The 19,541-nt window shown below is 48.9% G+C and carries 14 protein-coding genes, 1 other RNA gene and 1 pseudogene; 13 read left to right on the forward strand and 3 right to left on the reverse strand.

Annotation, left to right across the window (positions count from 1 at the left end; genetic code table 11):
• Positions 1-105 precede the first annotated feature (105 nt).
• From J7E21_RS04570 to J7E21_RS04580, 3 genes are read left to right on the forward strand one after another with little or no spacing between them, the layout of a single operon-like run.
• Positions 106-807: a DnaD domain-containing protein gene (locus J7E21_RS04570; protein ID WP_215105163.1), complete on the forward strand. Its 702-nt coding sequence runs from the start codon at positions 106-108 to the stop codon at positions 805-807.
• An 11-nt stretch (positions 808-818) separates the two neighbouring features.
• Entirely contained in the window at positions 819-1,499 is a 681-nt protein-coding gene (gene nth / locus J7E21_RS04575) for an endonuclease III (RefSeq protein ID WP_215105165.1), read from the forward strand.
• Positions 1,474-1,815, forward strand: coding sequence for a YpoC family protein (locus tag J7E21_RS04580; RefSeq protein WP_215105167.1), 342 nt, complete (start codon positions 1,474-1,476; stop codon positions 1,813-1,815). The genes nth and J7E21_RS04580 overlap by 26 nt, the downstream gene beginning before the upstream one ends.
• A gap of 116 nt (positions 1,816-1,931) precedes the next feature.
• On the opposite strand, the gene J7E21_RS16635 is transcribed toward J7E21_RS04580, so the two are convergent.
• From J7E21_RS16635 to recU, 3 genes and pseudogenes are all read right to left on the reverse strand, one after another.
• Entirely contained in the window at positions 1,932-2,120 is a 189-nt protein-coding gene (locus J7E21_RS16635) for a DUF3084 domain-containing protein (RefSeq protein WP_483313476.1), read from the reverse strand.
• 238 nt (positions 2,121-2,358) lie between these two features.
• Positions 2,359-4,680: pseudogene (locus tag J7E21_RS04585) on the reverse strand (PBP1A family penicillin-binding protein); the annotation flags it as partial.
• A gap of 27 nt (positions 4,681-4,707) precedes the next feature.
• Positions 4,708-5,310, reverse strand: coding sequence for a Holliday junction resolvase RecU (gene recU, locus J7E21_RS04590; RefSeq protein WP_215105182.1), 603 nt, complete (start codon positions 5,308-5,310; stop codon positions 4,708-4,710).
• A gap of 190 nt (positions 5,311-5,500) precedes the next feature.
• Between recU and J7E21_RS04595 the strand changes: the two genes are divergently transcribed.
• The 10 genes from J7E21_RS04595 (at position 5,501) to J7E21_RS04640 (ending at position 19,541) form a co-directional block, all read left to right on the forward strand.
• Positions 5,501-5,872: a YppE family protein gene (locus J7E21_RS04595; RefSeq protein WP_251047782.1), complete on the forward strand. Its 372-nt coding sequence runs from the start codon at positions 5,501-5,503 to the stop codon at positions 5,870-5,872.
• Positions 5,869-8,139: a DEAD/DEAH box helicase gene (locus J7E21_RS04600; RefSeq protein ID WP_215105183.1), complete on the forward strand. Its 2,271-nt coding sequence runs from the start codon at positions 5,869-5,871 to the stop codon at positions 8,137-8,139. Before J7E21_RS04595 ends, J7E21_RS04600 begins: the two co-directional genes overlap by 4 nt.
• A gap of 4 nt (positions 8,140-8,143) precedes the next feature.
• The gene (locus J7E21_RS04605; protein ID WP_215105185.1) at positions 8,144-9,400 is read left to right on the forward strand and encodes a ribonuclease H-like domain-containing protein; all 1,257 of its coding nucleotides are present in this window, start codon (positions 8,144-8,146) and stop codon (positions 9,398-9,400) included.
• Between the two features lie 75 nt (positions 9,401-9,475).
• Complete coding sequence (gene gpsB, locus J7E21_RS04610) at positions 9,476-9,769, forward strand: cell division regulator GpsB (RefSeq protein ID WP_215105187.1); 294 nt, start codon at positions 9,476-9,478, stop codon at positions 9,767-9,769.
• Positions 9,770-9,817: 48 nt separating this feature from the next.
• An RNA gene (rnpB, locus tag J7E21_RS04615) (RNase P RNA component class B) lies at positions 9,818-10,196 on the forward strand.
• A 205-nt stretch (positions 10,197-10,401) separates the two neighbouring features.
• Complete coding sequence (locus tag J7E21_RS04620; protein WP_215105189.1) at positions 10,402-11,538, forward strand: THUMP domain-containing class I SAM-dependent RNA methyltransferase; 1,137 nt, start codon at positions 10,402-10,404, stop codon at positions 11,536-11,538.
• A 48-nt stretch (positions 11,539-11,586) separates the two neighbouring features.
• Positions 11,587-13,494 (forward strand): ATP-dependent DNA helicase, encoded by a 1,908-nt coding sequence (locus J7E21_RS04625; protein ID WP_215105191.1) that lies wholly within the window; start codon positions 11,587-11,589, stop codon positions 13,492-13,494.
• A 56-nt stretch (positions 13,495-13,550) separates the two neighbouring features.
• Positions 13,551-15,044, forward strand: coding sequence for a carboxypeptidase M32 (locus J7E21_RS04630; protein ID WP_215105193.1), 1,494 nt, complete (start codon positions 13,551-13,553; stop codon positions 15,042-15,044).
• 66 nt (positions 15,045-15,110) lie between these two features.
• A complete protein-coding gene (locus J7E21_RS04635) occupies positions 15,111-15,869 on the forward strand; it encodes an SDR family NAD(P)-dependent oxidoreductase (RefSeq protein ID WP_215105200.1) in 759 nt (252 codons plus the stop codon).
• Positions 15,870-15,959: 90 nt separating this feature from the next.
• Positions 15,960-19,541, forward strand: coding sequence for a dynamin family protein (locus tag J7E21_RS04640; RefSeq protein ID WP_215105202.1), 3,582 nt, complete (start codon positions 15,960-15,962; stop codon positions 19,539-19,541).

Below are 19,541 nucleotides of genomic sequence, written 5' to 3' on the forward strand. Positions count from 1 at the left end.
TAAAGCAAAACTGCTGCGCTTTCCCGCGGGAGTCTCCGCAGCTTTCCGAATTATCTTGATAGTTTTAGACAACTAGAAATTTGCATACAGAAAGGTGGTTGGGATATGAAACAATCTGATCGATTGCAGCAGTGGATTGAGCAGGGGAATGTTACCATTTCCCAGCTTTTTTTTCAGTTTTACCGGCGCTTGAAGATCAGCGATGAAGAAGCGGCTTTGCTTTTGCAAATCCAATCTTTCCAGCAGGCAGGGAACGTTTTTCCGACGCCTGAAGAAATCGCGTCGCGCATGTCCGCCACACACGACGGCGTGACAACGATGATGCAGAAGTTGATGCAGCAAGGCTACCTGTCGATCCGCCAGGAAACGGTGGAGGGCATGCTGACGGAAACGATTTCTTTGCAGCCCTTATGGGAAAAGTTGGTGGAATGTTTAGAGCTGAAAGCGCAAACTGAAAAAGAGCATACACAAAAAGAGCAGGAAGGCGAGATATTCCAGCTATTTGAACAGGAATTCGGGCGCTTTTTGTCGCCGATGGAAATTGAGACGATCTCCATGTGGATGGACCAGGATGGCCATACGCCGGACGTGATCCGCATGGCATTGAAAGAAGCTGTCATTTCACAAAAAATCAGCTTGCGCTACGTGGACCGGATTTTGTTCGAGTGGAAGAAAAAGAACATCCGGACGTCCAGCCAAGTATCCCGGCACGCGAGTTCGTTCCGCGAAAAAAACATCCGCATTCAGCCACAGGAAAGCACCGCCAAAAAAGTGCAATTCTATAACTGGCTGGAAGAGCGGAATTAGCAGGTGACACGATGATGACGAAAAAAGAATGGTTGGCTTGTTTGGAAGAAATGGATCATATGTTTCCGGATGCCCATTGTGAACTCGTTCACCGGAATCCGTTTGATCTGGTTATTGCGGTGTTATTATCTGCACAATGCACCGATAAATTGGTCAACAAAGTAACAGCTGATCTTTTCCAGAAATACCATACACCTGAAGATTACATTTCCGTGCCATTAGAAGAATTAGAGCAAGACATCCGCTCGATCGGTTTGTTCCGTAATAAAGCGAAAAATATCCAGGCACTTAGCCGGATGATGATTGAGCAGTTTAATGGCCAAGTACCGGAAGATCGGGATACCCTGATGACGTTCCCAGGGGTTGGCAGAAAGACCGCCAACGTCGTCGTTTCCGTCGCTTTCAACAAACCGGCTTTGGCGGTCGATACACATGTGGAGCGGGTCTCGAAACGGCTCGGTTTATGCCGCTGGAAAGATTCGCCCTTGCAAGTGGAAGAAACGATCATGAAAAAAACACCGGCAGAAAATTGGTCGAAAACGCATCATCAAATCATTTTCTTCGGACGCTATCATTGCAAAGCGCAAAATCCAGGATGTCACGTCTGTCCGTTGTTCGATCGCTGCCGTGAAGGAAAAAAGCGGGATAAAAAAGGGCTTGTAAAGCATGAACTTGTCACAGAAATCAATTGACGAAATGGTTTCGCCGTTTTACGAATCGTGGCAGGAGCTGTCCCAAGATATTCAGAATTGCTTTGAACGAGAGCCGACAACTTGCCGCCAGTTAATATCAAAAGGCTGCGAATTATACGTGGAATTAAAGCACACACTTGTTATTCTTTTCGGCGAATCCTCACCGTCGCCGTTGAATGAGCAAGAGAGGCTGTCTTTTGTCCAAAATTCAAAAAGCGATCACGCAGCATACCGCCAGCTTGAGCAATTATTCCGTGAGCTGAAGAAGAAAATCGCCCGCCAAAAGATCGGGTATCCAGTCGAGCATCAAGAGTGAAAATTGCATATCAATGTCGTTTCTCATCACTAGCATGAAACCGAACGGAGAACGCTTTCCGTTCGGTTTTTTAGTCGAAAAGAACCCGCTCACCTTTTAGGTGAGCGGGTTCTTTGTTATGGCCATAGCGTATTATTCTGCAGCATCTTCTTCTTCACGGTTGGACTCGTTACCGCTATTATCTTCAGCGTCATCATTGTCGCCGTTGCTATTACCGTTGCCGTTATTACCGTTACCACCGTTACCGTTGTTGCTGGATGAAGAGCTACTGCTTGAACTTTCTTCTTCGTCAGCGGCTGCGTCATCTTCGGAATCCGGCTCTTCTGGCTGTTCTGGTGTATCTACGGGCTCATCCGGTGTTTCAACCGGCTCTTCTTCAGTCGGTTCTTCTTCGGTTGGTTCTTCAGCCGGTTCTTCTTCTACAGGCTCTTCTTCAACCGGTTCCTCTTCAACCGGTTCTTCTTCTACAGGTTCCTCTTCGACCGGTTCTTCCTCGGGTTCTTCTTCCTCTGGAGGGGCAATTTCAATGGTCGTAGAAGCAGGTTCACTGCGTCTGCCATTTTGGATGGCGACGACACGGAACGTATAAGGGACGCCTTGTTCAAGGCCATTATAAGAATAATTGGTATCACTGGTCGTCGTCAAGACTTCGCCATTGACCGACACTTCAAATGAAATGCCGTCGGCGTCGCCATAGCTCCAGCTTAGGTTTGCTGTATTGCCGCTGACGTCCGCTCTCAATCCAGAAGGTCTGTCAGGGTCTGCCACAAATCGCTCTGATACTGTACTGGGCTCTGACCCCCGGGCAAACAATTCTTCACTGCGCATGCTCCAAGGGGTGAACGGGCTTGCTAAGCGCAAAGGCTCTGTGCCGACTTCAATTACTTCTTCAGTGACCGAATCCGGCTGTTGGAAGCTTGCCGTTTCCGGTGATGAAATTTGGCTCATCACCTGCTTGAATAGGCGCTGTGCGAGCAATCGTTCATTTGAAGCTGTATCGATCGGTGTACTAACTGATGGATAACCGCTCCAAACAGAAATCGAGTAGTCGGTCGTGTAACCGGCGAACCAAACATCCCGTGCAGAACTGGCATCCAAGCCGTATTTTCTCAGGTCATCTTCAGCATAGTTGGACGTACCGGTTTTACCGGCCATATCAAGTCCATTAATGGCTGCTTCTTTGCCTGTCGCGCCATCAACGCTAAGATCGACGGCATCGCGCAACATATCTGTGACCATATACGCTGTACTGTCTTTCATAGCGTTTACCGGTTCAGGGGAGACGACCGCTTCGGTCGTACCGTCACGGAACACAATTTTTTTGATGGTGTGCGGTTCAGTAAAGACACCGTTGTTGCCGAAAGCTGCGAAAGCGCCAGCCATGTCGACCGTGGAGATTTGTTTTTCAGGTGTGCCAAGTGCAGCGGATTCATAAATGCCGCCGAAATCCAAACCGAGTTTCTGTGTAAAGTCAGCGGCATTATCCGATCCGACTTCACCAAGTGCTTTAACCGCTGGAATGTTGCGTGAGCGGTATAAGGCTTCACGTAATGTCATCGGTCCTAGGAACTGGCCATCGACATTGCGGATTTCCTGGCCGCTGCTATAGGAGTATTCTTCATCGACCAGCGTTTGGCCCGTAGACCAACCCAAATGTTCGATTGCTGGCCCGTAACTGACGAGTGGTTTGATCGTCGAACCGATTACCCGGTCAGTGGAGGTTGCAAAGTTTCTGCGCACATCGCCTTCGTATTTGCGGGCGGCACCGACTGCACTGATTGCGCCTGTTTTAGTGTCTACAACTGTCATTGCAGATTCGACTTCCTCGTCGAAAAATAAATCAGATGCCATCGTTTCATTGACACGTTCTTGTACATAAGGTTCAAGTGTTGTGTAAATCGTTAAGCCTTCATCCAATGAGTAATCGCCATCAAGTGTTTCGAGTTCATCGACGACCATTTCCATAAATGCAATGTACTCGGTGTTTTGCTCAGCTGGTCTGCGTTGGTCTTCCGGCAGCAAAGTAGATTCAACCGGAGTGTTCCATGCTTCTTCTTTTTGCGCAGCATCGATTTTTCCGTGCTGCTCCATCAAATTTAAGACAATATCACGGCGTTCTTCTGCCGCTTCCGGGTTTTTGAATGGATTAAAGCGGTTCGGGCTTTGGGGCATACCTGCTAGCAGCGCTGCTTCGTGCAGTTCCAATTCTCCAGCGGGCTTGCCGAAAAATTCTTCAGCAGCCGTTCCAAAGCCGTACGTGTTTCCAGACATTAAAATCTTATTGAAATACATTTCGAAGATTTCTTCTTTGTCGTATTCTCTTTCCAGCTTGTAAGCCAAATAAGCTTCTTGCGCTTTTCGTTTCAAGGTTTTTTCGTTCGACAAGAATGAGTTTTTGATTACTTGCTGGGTGATGGTGCTGGCCCCTTGGGAACCGAAACCGCCTGTAATGTTGGCGATGACGGCACCGCCGAGGCGGATGACGTCAATTCCGGAGTGGTCATAAAAGCGATTGTCTTCTGTTGCTAAAATGGCGTCTTCCAAGACAGAGGGGATGTCTTCATAATTCACATATTCCCGGTTTTGTGCGGTGAAGAAGGGAATTTCGGTTTCCTCGTCATTCGCTAGAAACACCGGGCTGATCGGATCCCGCAACAGTTCTTCGTCGAGTTCCGGTGCGCCGCTCGCATAAACCGCAAACAGGACGATTCCGAATAGCAGTCCGGCAGCAATCAATGCGACGATGCCCAGTATTCCTCGCTTGATCCAAGTTTTAGTTCCGGATTTCTTTTTTTTGTTCGAATTTTTCCGTTTCCGTTCAATTGATTTTCTGCGTTCTTCACGCGATATTTTCTTTTCACTCACAAGCGCTTCCTCACTTTCATGTATATGCTATTGCTTTAGCTGATCGAGAACGGATAAATAATCGATTCTCGGGAAAGCACCGGGCTGTACTTCAATCGAAGATTCTTCAATTTCATCTATTGTCATCGATTTTCTGCCTCCTGCCGCCATTCTTTTCCAATACGTTTCCAATGTCTCGAACGGCAAGACGAAATAACGGTCTAAGCTTGAAAATCGGATGATTAAAAAAGCTAAACCGCCGTGTTGGAGAATGTCTGCCATATGGTGGACTTGATGTTCATGGATGTTTTTTAATGGAAATGACGTGCGGATTTCCGTTTCTTTCGCTTCAAAATCGATATAGCGACCTTGCCACAAGCCGTTGTAATCGGTCGTAGAGGGCGCTTGGAAATAAGCTTCCCGGATAACCGCGGCACTTCTGGATGGGTATTCGACACGGACGATTTGAACCGGTACCGGTTTTTTATGGATAACGGCCAGTCCGCGCTGCAAATAATACGTATTCGTTTCGTTCAATTCGTCTTCCAAAGTTTTCCCGCGATTACTGAACGATACATCCTTTTTCTTTTGTGGGACGGGTTTGTCCTTTGGGGGAGAAAATTTCCTGCCGTTTGGATAATTGATTGCCATTCGTGATACACCTCGCTTACTTTATCATATCACACGCAGATAGACGACAAATATTATGAAAGGTTTCCGAACTATATTCCTAATAATAGCGGATTTTGGAGCTATCTCCAACTGAAAAGAATGCCTGTTCGGCAAACTGCATATTGAGCACAGGATTGTGATAAACTTATGCCTATGGAGGTGGGAATCAATGATGGACCTCAAACAACGATCTACTGCATTATATGATGAATGTGAATCTTGCCTCAATCGCTTTAAAGAGATGCGGGCGCAAGACGCAGAACCTGATTTTTTTCAAGACGTAAAACCATATGCCGACCACTGGCATCGTTTGATAGAGGAATGGAAAAACTTGACGCTTGATTATATCCAGCAAGAACGACCGAAATATGTCCATAAATTACAGATCGACAATGCTGCAGAAGGCATGGGGCAAGTTTTTGTCCAAAGCTTCTATAAAGAAACGAGCAAAAAGCGCTTTGTCCAGACGATACAGGCAGCTCAATATACGATACAGACCTTGCTTACGGCGATAGATGAAAAGGGCGATGAGAAACAATGAGGATCAAAAAGACCATACCGGAAATATTGGAAGAGTGGAAAGTGGAGCCGGAAATGATGGAACGCATTTACCATTGGCATACAAAGCAGGAAAAACCGGCGAGTTATGCGGATTTTCCGGAAGCGATGCACGATAGTTTAAAGCAAGCGCTCCGAAAAAAAGGCATCGAACAATTGTATACCCACCAAAGGCAAGCGTTCGATCTTTCGCAGCAAGGAAAATCGTTCACCGCCGTTACGCCGACCGCCTCGGGCAAATCGTATTGCTATCATTTGCCGGTGCTCCACAAAATCCTCAATGACCCGAATGCGCGGGCACTGTATTTGTTTCCGACCAAAGCGTTGGCGCAAGACCAGAAAAGCGACCTGCACGATTTGATCGAAAAGACCGAGCAGTCGATCCTGTCGTATACTTACGACGGCGATACGTCTCCTTCGATCCGGACAAAAGTGCGCAAAGCTGGCCAGATTGTCATGACCAATCCAGATATGCTCCACTCCGGAATTCTGCCGCATCATACGAAATGGGTGTCACTTTTTGAAAACCTTCATTATATAGTGATCGATGAGCTGCATACGTATAAAGGCGTGTTCGGGACGCATGTGGCACACGTCATACGGCGGCTCAAGCGTATCTGCAACTTCTACGGTAGCGATCCCGTCTTCATCTGTACATCGGCGACCATCGCCAACCCGAAGCAATTGGCGGAAAGCTTGACCAATACGGATCATGAGCTGATCGACCAAAACGGCGCGCCGGCAGGCAAAAAGCATATTCTATTCTACAATCCGCCGATCGTCCACCCGACATTCGGCGTCCGGCGCAGCGCGGTGCTCGAGGTGAGGGATTTGGCGACCTATCTCATCAAGCAAGGCATCCAGACGATTGTTTTTGCAAAAAGCCGTGTCCGTGTGGAAATGCTGGTAACTTATTTAAACGAAATCACCAAATATAAGTTGCAAGATGAGTCGATTAAAGGATACCGAGGCGGCTATTTGCCGTCTGAACGGCGTGCCATTGAAAAAGGATTGCGTGACGGGTCGATCCAATGTGTCGTGTCGACCAACGCACTCGAGCTCGGTGTCGACATCGGCCAGCTCCAGGCGTGCATCATGACCGGCTACCCCGGCAATATCGCCAGCGCCTGGCAACAGGCAGGACGTGCCGGGAGACGCCAGGATGAGTCGCTCGTCATTTACGTCGCACAATCGACAGCGCTCGACCAATACATCATCAATCATCCGGAATACTTACTCGACCAATCACCGGAAGAAGCGCGCATCCATCCAGAGAACATCATCATTTTGATGGACCATTTGAAATGCGCTTCGTTCGAGCTGCCGTTTTCGTCAGATGATATGTACGGTGAATTCGATGTCCAGTCCTTGCTTGAATACCTTCAGGAAGAAGGCGTTCTTGTCCGGACGTCGGACCGCTGGCACTGGATGAGCGACCGGTTTCCGGCGCATGACATTTCCTTGCGCTCGGCCACTCAGGAAAATGTCGTCATCATCGACCAATCGGTTCCGGCCGATACGAAAGTCATCGGCGAGATGGACCGCTTCAGCGCCATGACGCTATTGCACGAAGAAGCGATTTATCTGCACCAGGGAACCCAATTCCAAGTGGAGATTTTGGACTGGGAAGAAAAGAAAGCATACGTGCGCGAAGTCGATGTCGATTATTTCACCGACGCGAACTTGGCGATCGAATTGAAAGTGATCAGCGAAGACAAATACCGTGCACTCCATAAAGCGAACGTTTATTATGGCGACGTCGCGGTTCTTGCGATGCCAACGATATTCAAGAAAATCCGCTTCGATACGCATGACAATATCGGCTCGGGCCCGATTTCACTGCCCGCCGAGGAGCTGCATACTTCTTCGACGTGGCTGAGCTTCGATAAACCGGCTAATTTCAGCGACTCGGATTTGTCGGACACGATGACCGGGGCGGCTTATGCCATCGAAAGTTTCATCCCGATTTTTGTCCAATGCGACCGTCGGGATGTCCACGTCGTGCCGCAAGTGAAATCGCCGCATAACGACCAGCCGTCGTTCTTTATTCATGACTCCTATCCGGGCGGCATCGGCATTAGCGAGCGCATTTATGACCTGTGGCAGCCGCTGCTCGAAAAAGCGCGGCAGCATGTCACGGAATGCCCATGTTTTGACGGCTGTCCGTCTTGCATCGGCGCACAGGATGCTGCACTCGATATGAAAGTGCGTGTCATCGAATTGCTCGAGGAACTGGAAAAAGAGGGGTGAGCGGATGTCTTTTGAAAAAAAACTGATGCAAATGAAAGGCATGCTGAAGAATAAAACAGCAGCCCGAAAGCCGCAAACCACACCGACGCGCCCGCCTCAAGAACAGCAATGGAAAGAAATCGGATTGACATTGAAAGAAAATAAATTCGGGTTTGTTTTTGAGAAGAAAATCGAGTACCCGTTCGATTATCGCCATGGAGATGTTGTGCTCGGGGAACTTGACCGTGTGCTTGCGGCATGGGAGAAAACCGAATACGAGCATCCGTTCAAGCTGGCGGGAAATGACCCGCTCGTGTTTTTCGACACGGAAACGACGGGACTCGGCGGGACAGGTGCGTATATTTTTCTGCTCGGCGTTTTGGAGCGGCGAGAAGACCGATTTGAAATGACGCAATGGATCATGCCGGAACCGTCCCATGAAGCGGCATTTCTATATGAATCGAATTTATGGAAGGCACAGGATTCAATCATTTTCTCTTATAACGGAAAAAGCTTCGATTGGCCGCAGCTTCACTCGCGCTGGACAATGCACAGAGGCGTGTTGCCGAAACTGCCAGATCCGAAACAGATTGATCTTTTCCACGGGACCAAGCGAATTTGGAAAAATGAATTACAGCGCCTCAAGCTCAGTGTTATTGAAGAGCAGAAGCTCGGCTTTGCCAGGAGTGGAGATGTGCCTGGGTACCTGATTCCGGCGATTTACCTTGATGCAGTGAAAAGCGGGTTTCCGGAAGGGCTTGCGAAAGTGCTGTACCATAATGAATTGGACATTTTGTCGCTCGTCTCACTCTATATCCGTTCTTCCGACCTATTGATGGAGGATTTATCGAGCGAGTCGAGCGGGGCTTATACGAATATCGGGAAATGGTATGCTGACTTGAAGCAGTTCGACCAAAGCGCAGCATATCTCGAGCATGTGACGCTTGAACGCGGCGACGCCGGGGCTCTCGCCCGCTACTTATTGGCGGTCCAGAAAAAGCGCAAGGGACAAAATGAAGAGGCGCTTCAATTGTTCAAAGAAGCGGCACCGCATCTTCGCGGCACGGTTGAAGTGGAAGCGTGGGTGCATGCGGCAAAGCTCTATGAGCACCAAATGAAAGACCCAGCGCAGGCTTTGGTCATGACGGGGTTTGCAAAAGAAGCGGCGGCGCACACGAAAGTCAGGCAGTCTATTATGAGCGATTTGATCAAGCGCGAATTGCGGCTCGAACAGAAAAAACGAAAAAAAGCAGCCGAATCCACGGTTCACAGAACACGATAAATATCGCTTATGCTATACTATCCGTAAGGAATGAACTAAATTCACGAAGTTTCTTTTAATGGAAGGGCGATTCGAATGGACATTAAATATGCAGCAAAAGACATTCTTGAAAAAGACTTTAAAACAGCAATGCGCGGCTACAATCAAGATGAAGTGGATCATTTTCTCGATGAGGTCATCCAAGACTATGAATTGTACAATAAAAAAATCGAACAATTGCAAAATGAAAACCGGCGTTTGCGTACCGAGCTGGAGGAATCGCCAAAAAAACAGGCGACGCCCGCTCCAGGAACGACCAATTTTGATATTCTGCGGAGATTGTCACATCTGGAAAACCATGTGTTTGGCAACAAGCTCGACAATAGGTAAAAACATTGCCACGCGGCAAGGAATAGCGTATACTTAGTTAGCCATTTAAAATTCTGGCAATCGCTCCTGCACTTGTTGCGGGAGAGGAAAGTCCATGCTCACACGGATCTGCGATGACCGTAGTGATCGCGCCCAGCGAAACAATAAGCTGGGGCAGCTATTCAGCTGACGGCGGGTAGAACGCCTAAGTCTTCGGATATGGCCGAAATACCCTGAAGGTGCCACAGTGACGGAGCTGCATAAGAAATTATGCAGGTGGAACGAGGTAAACCCCGCGAGTGAGAAACCCAAATTATGGTAGGGGCACTTTTCCAAGGGAATTGAACCGACGGAAGAGGCGGATCTGATCCGCAGATAGATGATTGCCATCCACCAGTACGAGGCTTCGGCCGCTTGAGTACATGGAGACAAAACATGGCTTATAGAATTTTAAATGGTCTTAAATTATTTTTCGGAAAGGCTCTCCTGTCGGGGAGCTTTTCTTCATATGAAAGAACATAGCACACTAAACAACGCATGAAACATCGATTAGTTGAACAAAAATCGTGTATTTGACGTGAATCGGCACTGCTTGAAGCCATCCGCAACATTACACAAGAAATTGCACTGCGCAATATAGAAAGGGCGTTTATATGACCAGCTATAAGTTACTCGCTACTGCAGCAATGGGACTCGAGTCCATCGTGGCGAACGAAGTGAAAGAATTGGGATACGAAACAACGACAGATAACGGAAAAGTGTTTTTCCAAGGAACCGAGCGGGATATTGCAAAAGCCAATTTATGGCTGCGTACGGCCGACCGTGTTAAGTTGATTGCCGGTGAATTTACAGCGGCGACGTTCGATGATTTGTTCGAACAGACGAAAGCCATCGAATGGGAGAAGTTTTTGCCAGTCGATGCTGAGTTTCCGGTTCAAGGAAAATCCGTCAAATCGACATTGTATAGCGTGCCGACCTGCCAGTCGATCGTCAAAAAAGCGATTGTCGAACGCTTGAAAAAAGCATATCAACGCAATTCCTTCTTGGATGAATCAGGTCCGCGTTTCAAGATTGAAGTGTCTATTTTGAAAGACAAAGTGCAATTGTCGATCGATACGAGCGGTGCCGGGCTCCATAAACGCGGCTACCGCGTTGGACAAGGCGAAGCGCCGCTAAAAGAAACATTGGCGGCAGCGCTCGTCAAACTATCCCGCTGGTCACCGGACCGGCCTTTCGTTGATCCATTCTGCGGCTCCGGGACCATTGTCATTGAAGCGGCGATGATCGGGCAGAACCTCGCTCCCGGCTATAACCGGGAATTCGACAGTGAACACTGGCCATGGATCGGCTCTGAAATTTGGGATGAAGTGCGCGAAGAAGCGGAAACGCTAGCCAATTACGATCAGCCACTCAATATTCTCGGTACGGATGTCGATCCCCGCATGATCCAAATCGCGGAAGAAAACATCATCGAAGCCGGATTTGCTGGGTTGATTCGCTTGCAGCAGCGCGAAGTGAAAGATTTCACAACTGAAGAAGAAAACGGCATCATCATCGGAAACCCGCCATATGGCGAGCGGATCGGTGAAGTGGAAGTGATAGAGGAAATGATTGAAGATATGGGCCAAGTGTTATCAAGATTCCCGACTTGGTCTGTCTATATGCTGTCATCGATGGAAGGATTCGAAAAGTTGTATGGACAAAAAGCGACGAAAAAACGCAAACTCTACAACGGCTTTATCCGTACAGATCTGTTCCAATTCTGGGGAGAACGTCCAAAAAATAAATGAGGAAAACGGAAGGGCAAATGCCCTTCCGTTTCTCTGTGAGGAGATTTTATGAGAAAAGCATTGCCATTTCCATTATCCAAAGACAAAACTTTCTTCGATTCATTGAACGATTGGATCGGTGATATATTCTACGATATCCTGCCGGAAAAAGGCTATGAACTGCGCGATGAACAAATCTTCATGTCGTTTCAGCTGGAAAAGGCATTAAAAGACAAAGAAGTGCTGTTCGCAGAAGCAGGCGTCGGCACCGGAAAAACGCTGGCGTATTTGTTGCCGGCCATTGCGTATGCCCGCTATACAGGGAAGCCTGCGCTCATTTCGTGCGCCGATGAAGCATTGATCGAGCAATTGGTGAAAAAAGGCGGAGACATCGATCGATTGGATGAGCTGTTCAATTTGAATCTGGACGTCCGTCTGGCGAAATCACGCGACCAGTATTTATGCCTGCAGCGTTTTGAAGGGGCGAAAAAACGCAGTGAAGCCGAGTTTTTGGATGTCATCGAATTCACGTTGCCGGAATTCGTCAACAAGACGTATTCCATGCAGCAGATGTATCCGTACGGCGAACGTTCGAGTTATCCGGAACTGACCGATGACGAGTGGCAGGAAGTCAATTACCACCCAATCCAAAACTGCCACGCCTGCGATATGCGCAATAAATGCGGTCAGACTTTGCACCGCAACCATTACCGGGAAGCGACCGATCTGGTCATTTGCTCACATGATTTTTTGATGGAGCATATTTGGACGAAAGAAAACCGCAAGCACGAAGGGCAGACGCCTTTACTTCCGGAAGTTTCCCAAATTGTGCTCGATGAAGGACATTTGCTCGAATTCGCCGCACAGCGCGCGCTGACATATGAAGTACAGGAAAGCTCCCTTTATGATGTAACGGAAAAAGTCATGGTCGACGGGGTCCGTGAAAAGACGCTCGGACTGATTGAACGGACCATTGATTTGCATACGGAGTTTTTCCGTGTCTTGCGCAGCAACCTCATCCCAAGTGATGAAGATCGCAAAGCAATACAGGAAGACCCGTTATTGAAACGCATCGGCCATGAATTGATCAGCACTGTCGATGACTTGACGGAAGAATTCGTTTTTGAAGGCGAGCTGTACAGCATTCCGGAATACGAACTGAATTTAGCGGAAGAATATTTTGAGCAGTACAAATTCTCCATGGGCTTGTTTGTGGAAAATGGCGATGCCATCAGCTGGCTCGAGAAAAAAGATGACATCGAAACTTTGGTCATCATGCCGCGCTTGGTGACAGAAATTTTGGAAGAAAAACTGTTCGACGGCAAATTGCCGATCGTCTTCTCTTCTGCGACATTATCGGTCGCAAAAGATTTCACTTACTTGGCGGATACGTTAGGGATCGATGCGTTCGAATCGTTTTCGGTGCCGTCGCCTTTTGACTATGAAGAAACGATGGAAATCTTCAAGCACCCGCTCAATCAAGAAGATAAAGCGGCACGCGTCTTGGAACTTGCGGCAGAAGGTGGACAGACTTTGGTGTTATTCAAGTCCAAATCCGCCATGCAATCCTTCCAGCGTACTTTGCCGGAGGACTGTTCTTTGAGCATCGAATTTGAAGGGGACCGTGAATTGTCATCGGTCGTCCGCGATTTCCAGTCAGGCAAATTCCAAGTGCTGTGCTCCCACCATCTTTGGGAAGGCATGGACTTGCCGGGTGAGGCTTTAACGAAAGTCATCATCGTCGACTTGCCGATGCCGCCGAACGATCCAGTGTTTGATGCGAAGCGCAAATTCAGCGATCGTCCTTTGGAAGAGATCGACTTGCCGTTTATGCAACTGCGTCTGCAGCAAGGCGTCGGCCGCTTGATCCGCTCTTCTACCGACCACGGAGAAATCCATTTGTTGTTGACCGAAGAAGAATTGCGCATCGAACACTTGTGGCAGTCTGTTCTGCCGGTAACCGCGAAAAATCGCTAGCTCTAGCATCACGTTATGATACAATAGACCGGAAAAGAAGGAGGAATATTGTGTCAATGGAACAACGATTTAGAGAACTTCACCAGAAAATGACAAGTTACAGCGAGGCGATTTCCCTCCTGTATTGGGATATGCGGACAGGTGCACCGAAAAAAGGAATGGAACTGCGATCGGAAACTATCGGCACCTTGTCGTCTGAACTGTTTGCCATGTCGACATCCGAAGAATATGGCAAGCTGATTGTCGGGTTGAAAGAACAAATGGGATTGTCTCCGGCTATGCAACGTTCAGTCGAAGAAGCTGACCGGGAGTACCAATTGAATGCGAAAATTCCGCCGGCAGAGTACCGGGAATTTGTCGTCTTGACGAGCAAAGCTGAATCGGTCTGGGAGCAAGCGAAAGAGCAAGCCGACTTCGCGCTGTTTCAGCCATATTTGGAGCAGCTGGTGGAAACGACGCGTCGGTTCGTAGGATACTGGGGCGTGAAAAACGGCAGCGTTTATAACACTTTGCTTGACCAATATGAGCCGGACGTGACGACAGAACAGCTGGACAAGGTGTTCGGGCAGTTGAGAAGCCGCATCGTACCGCTTGTCAAAAAAATCAACGAATCCGCCAATCAGCCGGAAACCGGTTTTTTGTACGGGCATTTCCCGAAACAAGCGCAGCAGGATTTCAGCTTCGCTGTTTTGAAAAAGCTCGGCTATGATTTTGAAGCGGGTCGGTTGGACGAAACGGTCCATCCGTTTATGATCGCGATCAACCGAGGGGACGTGCGCGTCACGACCAAATATGATGAAACGGATTTCCGTACAGCGGTATTCGGCACGATTCATGAGGCGGGCCATGCGCTCTACGAGCAGAACATCAGCAGCGAACTTAGCGGGTTGCCGGTCGATGGAGGTTCGTCGATGGGTATTCATGAATCCCAGTCGCTGTTTTTCGAAAACTTCGTCGGGCGCAATGATGCATTTTGGCAGGACAATTACGACAACTTCCTATCCTATGCACCAACAGCGTTCCAGCAAGTGCCGGTGCTTGATTTCCTCCGGGCGATCAATGAAGCAAAGCCGTCTCTCATCCGCATCGAAGCCGATGAATTGACGTATGCGCTTCACATCATGATCCGCTACGAGCTGGAAAAGGGGCTGTTCGATGGCGATTATGAAGTGAAAGACTTGCCGCAGTTATGGAATGATAAATACGAGGAATATTTAGGCATCCGCCCCGGCCATGACGGAGAAGGGGTACTTCAAGACGTCCACTGGGCAGGCGGCAGCTTCGGTTATTTCCCGTCCTACGCACTCGGACTGTTGTATGCAGCCCAGTTCAAAAAAGCGATGCAACAAGACATCCCGAATTTTGACGAGCTGCTGGCGACCGGACAAGTTGAGCCGATCACCGAATGGCTGACCGATAAAGTCCACCGCCACGGAGCGGTGAAAAAACCGCTTGAGATTTTGGAGGAAGCGACAGGCGAAGGCTTGAACGGCGAGCACTTAGCTGACTATCTGGAAGCGAAATATACGAAACTGTATCAGTTAGTTTAATCAGCCAGTAGCATTTCTGATGATTGGGAATCCATGAATAGAAAATGACTAAAGGAGGCATCCGCTTTGTTGGCATCATTCAGTTTGGAAGGTAAAACCGCAATCGTCACCGGTGGCGGCAAAGGCATCGGGCGGGCAATTGCGCTCGCGCTCGGTGAAGCGGGAGCGAACGTCATGCTCGTCGCGAGAACACAAGACGATTTAGAAAGCGTGCAACAAGAAATGCAAGCTGAGCGCACGGCTTATGCAGTCACTGATGTGACGCAGCGCGCGGCTATTCAATCAGCTGTCCGACAGACAATCGAGCGCTTTGGAGGCGTTGATATTCTCGTCAATAATGCGGGTATGAATATCCGTTCGAAACTGGACGAGGCGACCGACAGCGAATGGCAAAAAATCATGGATACGAACGCCCAAAGTGTATTCATGTTTTCACAGGAAGCTGCGAAGCATATGAATAAAGGCGCTTCCATCATCAATGTCAGTTCCGTCGGGGGAGAGCGTGCGCTCAAAACCGGTGTCATTTATGCTGCCTCTAAAGCTGCTATTATTCAAATGACAAAAGTGATGGCGATGGAATGGGGGCCAAGAGGCATCCGTGTCAATGCAGTCGGCCCGTGGTATTTCCGCACGCCGCTCACCGAAGGCATCTTGTCGGATCAGGCTTATTTGGACTCGGTTTTAGCGGTGACGCCGCTGAAGCGCGTCGGCGAATTGCCGGAAGTGGCATCTCCAGTCGTCTTTCTAGCTTCCGATGCGGCAGGATATATCACCGGCCAGACATTATTCATCGACGGCGGCATGTCGATCCACGGATTTTCCTGAGTAAACATCCTTCCAGAAATGGGAGGATGTTTTTCGTTACGCATAAAAGATGATATGATGAATAGAAGTAACGGTGAAGGGGATATACATATGACATCGACAGACCACAAACAGGAATTAATCGAAACGGGACATCTTTACCGGATTTTTCAAAGCAACGAAGATACCGAGCGCGAGGAAAAGGCGAAATTATTCGCCCGGAAAATATTGAAAGATCAGTTTATCATCGGTTTTGCGGGCCATTTTTCTTCCGGCAAATCATCGATGATCAACGCGTTGACTGGGGAGACTTTGCTTCCGTCTAGCCCGATCCCGACCAGCGCGAACATCGTCAATGTCCATAAAGCGGATAAAGACTATGCGATTGTCAACCGCAGGGGAGACCGGCCGGTGTATTTTCCGGAAAACTACGATTTCCAAGCAGTCAAGGATTTCTGCAAAAGCGGGGACGTTACGCAAATCGACATCGGCCATGAAACCTCTGTCTTGCCGGAAGGCATCACCGTCATGGATACGCCAGGGGTCGACTCGACCGACGACGCCCACCGCGTGTCGACGGAATCGGCTTTACACGTGGCGGACATGGTGTTTTACGTCATGGACTACAACCACGTCCAATCTGAACTGAATTTCAATTTCACACGCGAGCTGCAGAAATACACCGAGTTGTATTTGATCGTTAACCAAATCGACAAGCACCAGGAAAGCGAAATGACGTTCGATGCGTTCCGGCAGTCCGTCGCCGATAGTTTTGCGGCATGGGGCGTGGAACCGAAAGGGATCTTTTTCACCTCGCTGAAAGTGCATGATTTTCCCGGCAACGAGTTCACAAAAGTGAAAGAGCTTGTGTCGTCGGTTATGGATAATTGGCAAGGGCATATTGGCGAAGCGTCTGCATCTGCACTTCACCAATTGAAAGATGAGCATATCCGCTTTTTGGAAGACGAAAAAGCGGAGCGGCTCGAGGCTTTCTCCAACGTGCTGTCTGAAGAGGAATGGGACGCGCGGGAAGATTTAAAGAAAGACCACGAACTCATCAAACGCCGCAGTTCTGTCCAGGATTACGCCAATTGGCGGCTGAATTTCGAGAAAAAACGCAAAGAGCTTCTGGAAAATGCCAATATCATGCCTTACGAAGTGCGCGATGCGCTGACTTCTTATTTGGAATCCCGCCAGTCGGGCTTTAAAGTCGGCTTAATGTTCAGTGGCAAGAAAACGGAAGAACAGCGCCAAGTGCGCAAAGAGGATCTGCAGGACAAGCTGTCGAAAACGATCGACTCGCAAATGACCGGCCACTTGAAGAAATTGATGAAAACATCACTGCGGGAAGCTGGTTTGTTAACCGATACCGAATCGCTTCGAATCGACAATATGGATTTTGAGCTGCCGTTCTCGATTGTCGAAGAAACTGTTCCGGCAATGACAGCGATGACCGCAGATACGGTGCTGAATGTCAGCAACAGTGTAACTTCGCAAGTTCAGCGCTGGCTGATCCAGGAAACCGATCCGTGGAAAGCCCAGCAACAAGAGGGCTTTGAGGGCTTGCCGGACGACACGGGCGTGGAGATCGACATGAAATCCGAATCGCTTGAACAAAAAGTGCTAGCGGTCCGGACGCTTGAAGAAATGGACATGGCGATTGAAAAAGTGAAGAAATCATTCACTGCCATTTTGCCGAAGCAACGGGAAGCTGCCGAACAGCAAGTGACGGACTGGCAGCAAATGTTCCACATCTCTAAGGAGGACATGACCGAATTTACGCCGTCGATGCTCGAAACCGCAACGGAAGAAGAGTGGAATGAAGGAGAAAGGTCGCCGAAAAACGAACTCGCGTCCTTTGATGAAAATGCTGTCCTCCAGCGCGTCCAACAAACGGCGCAGATTTTAGAGCCGGTCCGCGGATTCTCGGAAACCGTCCAATATTTGCGGCGCAAAGCTCAGCGTTTGGAAGGCCAGGAATTCACCATTGCCTTATTCGGCGCATTTAGTGCCGGAAAATCGTCGTTTTCGAATGCGTTGATGGGCGAGTCTGTGCTTCCGGTATCCCCGAACCCGACGACGGCGACGATCAACCGCATCCGCCCGGTCACGAATGAGCATCCGCACGAAACAGCGGATGTGCGTTTGAAAACAGCAGCGGCGATGACAGAGGACGTTAAAAATTCATTTGCGGTATTCGGCATGGTTGCCGAAACGCTTGATGAAGCTTTTGTGAAAACAAACGCACTACCGGAAGACGCCACTACCGAACAGCAAATCCACAAATCGTTCCTGTTGGCTTTCAAACGGGGCTATGAATCATATTCCGGCCAGCTCGGCGAAACATTGCGCGTTAACCGCGAGGAATTCGGCCAATACGTCGCCAACGAAGAGCGCAGCTGCTTTGTCGAAGAAATCGACTTTTACTTCGACTGCGAATTGACGAGAAGCGGCGTAACTTTAGTCGATACGCCGGGAGCGGATTCGATTAATGCGCGCCATACGAACGTCGCGTTCGAGTACATCCGAAATGCCGACGCGGTCCTGTTCATCACTTACTACAACCACGCCTTTGCGCGTGCTGACCGCGAATTTTTGATTCAGCTCGGACGGGTCAAAGATGCGTTTGAAATGGACAAAATGTTCTTTGTCGTCAACGCCATCGACCTCGCCAATAACGAAGAAGAAAAACAAGACGTCATCGATTACGTCGGCAACGAATTGCAGCGCTTCGGCATCCGCTTCCCGCGCCTGTTCGGCGTTTCGAGCCTGCTCGCCCTAAAAGACCGTGAAGTTTCAGGGATGCCTCTATTTGAAGAGAATTTCCAGCATTTCCTCAAGGAAGAACTGAAAGGCATGGCGGTGCAGTCGCTGTCAGAAGAAGAGCAAAAGACGGTAGATCGCTTCCGCAATCTGATCCATTCCACGGAGAAGAACTTGGAGCGCAAAGATGAGCGCCTCGCTGAACTGAAGCAATTGGAGCAGAAAGTGCGCAAACGCTATAGTGACACGATAGCGCCAGTCCTTGAGCGGGAAGCTTCCCAGGAACTGGGGGAATTGCTGTATTATGTGAAACAGCGTGTATTTTATCGCTTCAATGATTTCTTTAAAGAAGCTTTCAACCCATCCCTATTTTCCCGTGAATCTTCAAAACAAGCACTTGATACGGCGCTGCGTGATTTGCGCGATATGACCGCGTTCGATTTCGGCCAGGAGCTGCGGGTCACGAACTTGCGCCTGACGCGCTTTGTCGAAAAGAAATTGACGGAGCGTTTTAAAGACGATGCCGCGAACTTGAAGGAATGGAATGCTGAGTTTTCGTTCCTGCCGTATGAAGTCGAAGAAACAGAGCCGATCGAAGTCGGGGAACCATTTGACGGGGCGGATTATTCATCGGCCAAATCGTATTACAAAAACAATAAGAGCTTTTTTGAGAAAAATGAAAAAGAATCGATGCGGGATGCTTTGCAAGCGATGATGGAGCCGGACGCATCGGTGTATTTGGAAAAAGCAAAAACCTCGCTCGAAGACTGGGCGGTTTTCTGGATCGAACAAGAAGCGGAAGGGCTCAGGCAGCATCTGTTGCGCCAGGCGATGGAGCAAATCGAATCCGAACGCAGTTTGCTTCAGCAAAGTGAGATTTTGGCACAATGGAAGCAATTGCATGATAAGTTGACGGAAGGCAGGGGATGA

This window comes from Planococcus sp. ISL-109, from assembly GCF_018613655.1.
Taxonomy (GTDB): Bacteria; Bacillota; Bacilli; order Bacillales_A; family Planococcaceae; genus Planococcus.